This is a genomic window from Saccharopolyspora sp. 7B (assembly GCF_020177435.1).
Classification (GTDB): domain Bacteria; phylum Actinomycetota; class Actinomycetes; order Mycobacteriales; family Pseudonocardiaceae; genus Saccharopolyspora_C; species Saccharopolyspora_C gregorii.
In genome coordinates this window covers 1-4906 of record NZ_JAIUKC010000255.1, presented here as the reverse complement: position 1 = coordinate 4906, position 4906 = coordinate 1, and the positions used below count along the sequence as shown (strand labels likewise).

The 4906-nt window shown below is 76.2% G+C and carries 2 protein-coding genes; one reads left to right on the top strand and one right to left on the bottom strand.

Annotation, left to right across the window (positions count from 1 at the left end; all coding sequences use genetic code 11):
- Positions 1-71: 71 nt before the first annotated feature.
- Complete coding sequence (locus LCD33_RS28255; protein WP_224978481.1) at positions 72-1709, bottom strand: phosphoenolpyruvate--protein phosphotransferase; 1638 nt, start codon at positions 1707-1709, stop codon at positions 72-74.
- A 772-nt stretch (positions 1710-2481) separates the two neighbouring features.
- Here LCD33_RS28255 and LCD33_RS28250 point away from each other — a divergent pair.
- Complete coding sequence (locus LCD33_RS28250) at positions 2482-4578, top strand: DUF2339 domain-containing protein (protein WP_224978480.1); 2097 nt, start codon at positions 2482-2484, stop codon at positions 4576-4578.
- Positions 4579-4906: the final 328 nt, after the last annotated feature.

Genomic DNA, 4906 nt, shown 5'->3' with positions numbered 1-4906 from the left:
GCCGCCGCGCGGGGCGGGGGGGGGGGGGGGGGGGGCCGCCCCCCCCCCCCCCCCCCCCCCCCGGCGACGCGTCACTGCAGGGTGGCGAAGGCGGCTTCGCGGGCGCGGGCCGCGTTCGGGGCGTTCTTCGCCTCCTCCGCGGCCTTCTGGTACGCCACCAGCGGATGTGCGGCGAGGGCGGAGCCGACGGCGGGCACCGCGGCGGCCCCCATCGACAGGCTGCTGACGCCGAGCCCGGCGAGCACGCCCGCCAGCAGCGGGTCCGACGCGGCCTCGCCGCAGACGCCGACGGGCTTGCCGAGCCGGTGCCCGGCCTGCCCGATCAGCGCGACCAGCCGCAGCAGCGCCGGTTGCCACGGGTCGTTGAGCCCGGCGAGCGCGCCGGACATGCGGTCGGCGGCGAACACGTACTGCGCGAGGTCGTTGGTGCCGACGCTGACGAAGTCGACGGCGTCGAGCACTTCGTCGGCGGTGAGCGCGGCGGCCGGGACCTCGATCATCACCCCGGCCCGGCCGAGGCCCGCGGCGCGCACCCGGTCGGCGAACCAGGCGGCCTCGTCGGCGGTGGCGACCATCGGCGCCATCACCGAGACCTTCGCGCCGGAGTCCTGCTCGGCCCCGGCGATGGCCTCCAGCTGCCGGTCCAGCACGCCGGGCCGCTCGAAGCAGACCCGCAGCCCGCGGACGCCGAGCGCCGGGTTCGGCTCGGTGCCCATGTCCAGGAAGGACAGCGGTTTGTCGGCGCCCGCGTCGAGGGTGCGCACGACGACCGGCCTGCCCTCGAACGGGGACAGCACTTCGGCGTAGGCGGCGCGCTGGGTGCGCACGTCGGGTTCCTCGTCGGCGCCGAGGTAGCAGAACTCGGTGCGGAACAGGCCGACGCCCTGCGCCCCGGCCTCCACCGCGAGCCGCGCGTCGACGGCGGACCCGACGTTGGCGACGATGGACACGGCGTGCCCGTCGGCGGTGCCGCCGGCGCCGTTCCAGTCCACGCCCCGCCCGCGCTCGGCGGCCCGGGTGCGCACCGGTTCGCCGGACGTCTCGACGCTGCCGGTGGCGCCGCCGTCGAGCACGCCGACGACGGGCGCCGCGGCGAGGATGCCGCGGGCCGCGACGACGGCGGGGATGCCGAGCGCGCGGGCCAGGATCGCGGTGTGGCTGGTGGGGCCGCCCTCCTCGGTGACCAGCGCGAGCACCAGCCGCGGATCGAGGTCGGCGGTGTCGGCCGGCGCGAGGTCGCGGGCGAGCAGGACGCTCGGCCGGTCCAGGTCGGGCACGCCCGGCGGGGTGGCGCCGAGCAGTTCGGCGATGACGCGGTCCCGCACGTCGTGGATGTCCCGGACGCGTTCGGCGAGGTAGCCGCCCGCGTTGCGCAGCGCGTCGGCGAAGCCGTTGGCGGCTTCGTGCACGGCGCGCGGCGCGGGGAGCGCGTTGTTGGTGACCAGTTGTTCGGCTTGGGACAGCAGCGCCGGGTCCAGCGCCATGGCGGCGGTGGTCTCCAGCACGGCCTTGGCTTCGCCCCCGACGACTCCGGCACGTTCGAACAGCCGGTTCGCGACGGCTTCGGCGGCCGGGCGGATCCGGCGCGCTTCGGCCGCGGCGTCGGCGGGCGCCGGGGTCGCGGCCGGTTCGGGGAGGGCTTCGGCGACCCTGGCGACCGGGCCGGATGCTCGGCCGGAGCTGACTCCGACACCAGTGAACAGCGACATGGTCTAGACCATACCCTTCTCTTGCGGCCTCTCCTCGATCGTAGGCAGGGCTCATCCGATCGGCCCGGAAATGCACCGCCGGAACGGGCACGCCAGGTGATTCGGTGACCCAGTACGTACCCGTACGGAGCAGCGGTTCAGCTGACCGATGAGTAACCGATGAGTAGCCGTACGGATCCCGCCGGACCCCTTCGGCCGACAGAGTGTGCTCATGGCAACACAGCGCACAGCACGCACGATCGCAGGCCCCGCTTCCGACCTCGGCGACCTCGCCGATCCGATCGACCGGATCGCCGTGATGTTCACCGAGCTGGGGACCGAACTCGGCGTGCTCGGGGAGCAGCTTCGCGGTCCGGCCGCGCAGCGCGCAACGGCATCTGGGGAAACCACGACGAACACCGAAGGTGACACCGTGATCACTGGGGAACGCTCCGCACCGACCGGCGGCATCCTCGCCGCGCCACCCGACCGACCGACACCCGGCGGCAGCAGACGTGCCCGACCGGGCGCACCCGACCGGATCCCGCTCCCGACGGCGACGATCCGCACCGGGACCGCACCGATCCCCGGCGAGCCCGTCGACACCAGCTTCGCCGAACCGACGCAGACCCCGGCCGCGCCCGCGGCGGGGGCTGCCCCGTCTTCGGGGGCCGGTCGTGGCGAGCCGGGAGAGTCCGACTCCTGCGGAACTTCCGGCGAGCCCGGCTCGTCCGGTGGAACCCTCCCTTCCCACGAATCCGAGCCTTCCCACGAATCCGAGCCTCCCCACTACTTGGAGCCTTCCCGCGACTTCGGGACACCTCGCGAGCCCGACCCCGCCCTCGGTTCCGGTGCGTCCCAGGAGCCCGGTTCTCCTCGCGACCCCGATCCCTCCCTGGGTTCCGGCGCGGCGCGCGACCCCCGTTCTCCCAGCGAGCCCCGTTCTCCCAGCGAATCCCGTTCTCCCGGCGAATCCCGTTCTCCCCGCGACTTCGCTCCTTCCCGCGATCTCGGCTCCTCGCACGACTCCGGCACGCCCAGCGACCCCGGCAGCCACGACGGTTCCAGCACCGTCGAGCCCGGCGCGGCGCGGAACTCCGCCGGACCCGCCACCTCCCAGCCCCCGGCCGGACCGGCCGCGCACTTCGTCCCGCCGCAGCCAGACGGACTGCTGACGTGGCTCAACCGCCCGGTCGGCGGCGGCTACCCGCAGCACCCGGCGACCGTTCCGCCCCCGCACCACCACGCACCGCTGCACCCGGCCTCGCACCCGTTCACCGGCACCGCGCCACCGCCCCCGCCGCGACCGACGCCGCTGGACCGGATGGCGAACTGGACCGCTCGGCAGGGCACCCGGCTGCTCGCCTGGGCCGGGGCCGCGATCACGCTGCTCGGCGTCGTGCTGCTCATGGTCATGGCCGTGCAGCACGGCTGGATCGGACCGGTCGGCCGGACCGCGGGCGGCGCCGCCCGGGGCGCGGTGCTGCTCGGGTGCGCGTTCCAGGTGCGGCGGCGCTCGACCGCGGCCGCCGGGGCGTTCGCGCTGGCCGCCACCGGCATCGCCGTGTTCTACCTGGACGTGCTGGCCGCGACCGCGCTCTACGAGTTCCTGCCCGCGCCGGCCGGGCTCGCCGCCGCCCTGGTGCTCGCGCTGCTCGGGTTGTGGCTGGCCGACCGCTGGCTCTCGCAGGCCCTCGCGGTCGGCGTGGTGCTGGGCTGCGCGCTGTGCGCGCCGCTGCTGTTCGGCCCGGTGCCGGCGGAACCCGCCTCCACCGCGCTGCTCACCGGGTTCCTCGTCGTGCTCAAGGTCGCCGCGATGCCGGTGCAGGTGCGCCGGTCCTGGCGCGGGCTCACCGCCGCCTCCGCGGTCCCGGCGGTGCTGGCCGCGGTCGTCGCCGACGGCCACGCGCTGCTCGCGGGCGACCCGTGGCCCGCGACGGCGGCCGCGCTGGCGGTGGCCTGCGCGGGAGTCGCGCTCGCCGTGGTCACCGCGCGCCACCGCCCGCGCGACCCGCTCGCGATCGCGCTGCTCGTCGCCGCCGGGGCCCCGACCCTGCTCGTCGCACCGCTGCTGGACCGCTGGTCCGCGCTGGGGGTGCTGGTGTTCGTCGCCGCGGCGCAGGGCGCGGTGTGGGCCGGTGGCCTGGCGAGCGCGGTGCCCCGGGTGCTCGGCACCGTCGCGGGCGGGATGGCCGCGCTGACCGCGTTCCAGGCGACGCTGCTGGTCGCCGGTGGTTCCGGCCGGTCGCTGGGGCTGCTCGCGGAGGCGGTGCTGCTGGCGCTGCTCGCGCACCGGTTGCGCGGCAGGGGACTGCTGCTGGGCGCCGCGCTGTTCGGCACCGCCGGAACGCTGCTCGCGCTGGTCGCCGAGGTGCCGCCGACGTCGTTCCTGCTCTTCCCCGCCGGGCCCTTCGCGGCCGGTTCGACCTCGGCAGTGCTCTCCGGTGTGGTCGCGTTCCTGCTGATCGGCGCCGCCGCCGCGAGCATCACCTGGTCCGCGGTCCGGTTGGGCGTGCTGGCGGCGAGCCCGCGCGCGGTGCTGCCCGCGGCCCTCGGCGTGCTCTACGGCGGGAGCGGCGCGGTGCTGGCGCTGAGCCTCCTGGTGGTGCCCGGCCCGGCCGGGTTCCTCGCCGGGCACGCCCTGATCACCGTCTCCTGGCTGGCGACCGCGCTGCTGGCGCTGCTGCGCGGGATCCGCTCGGTGTCCGCGCGCGTGACCGGGTTCGTGCTGGTCGGGGCCGCGCTGGCGAAGCTGCTGCTGTTCGACCTGGCGGCGCTGTCCGGGTTGGTGCGGGTGCTGGCGTTCCTCGCGGCCGGGCTCCTGCTGCTGGCCGGGGGCACCCGCTACGCGCGGCTGGTCGGGGAGCGCGAGGAGCGGGCCACCGCGTGATCGCGGGTCGGCGCGGGCGCGGCGACAGGTCGGTGTGTCGACATGTCGCCGCGTCGACACGCCCGGTCGTGCCTCGGGTCGACGTGTCGACATGTCGGCGGGGCGACTCGGCGGGAGCGACTCGGCGGGGCGGAGACCGCTCGGAGCGGACTTCGCGTCCGGCAGGTGCCGCGACGGCGGAGCTAGGCCGCGGCGGAGCCGAGGTCGAACGGTCGGGTGGGGCCAAGGCCGCGCCGGGTCGAGAAACAGCGGCTGGACCAAGACGGGCGCTGATCAAAACGGCCGTCGAAGACGGGCCCTGCGGGTCGGGACGGGGCCGGGTCGGGAC

What these genes read in the sequence shown, in the direction of transcription:
- LCD33_RS28255 (WP_224978481.1), bottom strand. Translation starts at nt 1,709, where the DNA reads ATGTCGCTGTTCACTGGTGTCGGAGTCAGCTCCGGCCGAGCATCCGGC.